1 protein-coding gene is annotated in these 1,243 nt (G+C 61.5%); it reads left to right on the top strand.

The window, feature by feature from the left end:
• Window positions 1–230 precede the first annotated feature (230 nt).
• On the top strand, window positions 231–797 hold the full coding sequence (locus DPA01S_RS16025; RefSeq protein ID WP_061917924.1) for a hypothetical protein: 567 nt from the start codon (window positions 231–233) through the stop codon (window positions 795–797).
• The last annotated feature ends 446 nt before the right edge of the window (window positions 798–1,243 follow it).

The raw sequence follows: 1,243 nt of genomic DNA, 5'->3' as shown, positions 1-1,243 counted from the left end.
CCATTGCAGCGATTCATCAACCTGGCTGGTGGGTCATCAACACCGAAGTGCCCCTGCTGATGTGAGGTCTTTTTTTCCCATTGTTTGCTGTGCGCACCCACTGACGGTGTTAGCGTCCGCAATGTGAGCATCAGTATCTTTGCTGTTGTGCTCACCCCTCCGCCACCTAGTCGATCAGGAGAAGACACATGAAAGCTCGTATCGGTGTGGTAGGGGCGACTGTCGCCACCATGGCAGCGCTCCTGGCGCCAACTGCCGCCGCACAGACCGGAAGCCTCGACACTCTCAGCAGCAACTCCGCCAACCCCACCACGGCGATCGACAGCGCGACCGAGAAGGCCGCCCTGGACGCTTACGCCAACCTCGACACCGAGGCGGCCCGAAAGGCAGATCCGGCAGGGTATGATCGGCGCCTCTCCAAGCTGTCGTCGAGCCCCGCGATGACGACGTTCCTCAATCGGTACTCGGTCGACCCGCAAGGGGAGCTGGACCGACTTGCAGCCCTCATGGACGAGAACGCGATCGACACTTTCCTCACCAAGACCGCCGGAAAGTACCTCGTCCCCAACACTGACGGGACCGGTGGATACCGACTCGTCTCCGAACTTCCCCCCGAGCCGAACAAGCAGGATGGACCGTTGCAGCCCGCTGCAACTTGCTGGAAGTCCTTCGTCGGTATCGGAGCATTCACCTGGGTGACCGGCTTCCACTGCGCCCTGACCGGGGTGCTCACTTTCCCCTGCCTCTGGATCGCCGCAATCGCCGGCGACAACATCAACTGGGACCGCTACTGCTGATGCGAATCGCCGCCGCACTTCTCACTAGCCTCATCGTCGGCCTCGTCGCCTACGCGCTGATCGTGCTTGTCAGCCCCAACCAGGAACCCTCAGAGACAATTAGAGTCGCGCTATGCGCGGGTGTCGTGATCGCCGACTTCGTGGTGGGAGCTGGGGGACGAGTCCGAACCGGCTCGTGGTCCGGTGGACTATTCGGAGCCCCATCGAATCAGCGCGAGAGTGACAGCGAGTAAGCATCGGTTCGACCTACCGCTTTGAGGCGCGGGCGGCCCGAAAGCAACCCGGACTGACCGCGCCTCGATGTATCACCTTCCCGGAGTCGAACATCCGCCAGTTGTCGAGTTCTCACAATGAGTCGCAGCCTTGGACATGAGAGGCATCGTCGATCAACCACCCGGCCCGGACTGCCCCAGCTCGCGAGGTCTCATAACTCACCTCAAGATGCA

Origin of the sequence: Dietzia papillomatosis NBRC 105045 (assembly GCF_001570845.1) — a bacterium.
Lineage (GTDB): Bacteria > Actinomycetota > Actinomycetes > Mycobacteriales > Mycobacteriaceae > Dietzia > Dietzia cinnamea.
Note: the sequence above shows the minus strand (reverse complement) of the source record. Positions and strands in the feature narration are given on the sequence as shown.

Excerpts from the sequence above, each read along its gene's own strand:
- DPA01S_RS16025 (WP_061917924.1), top strand. The coding sequence starts at position 231 with ATGGCAGCGCTCCTGGCGCCAACTGCCGCCGCACAGACCGGAAGCCTC.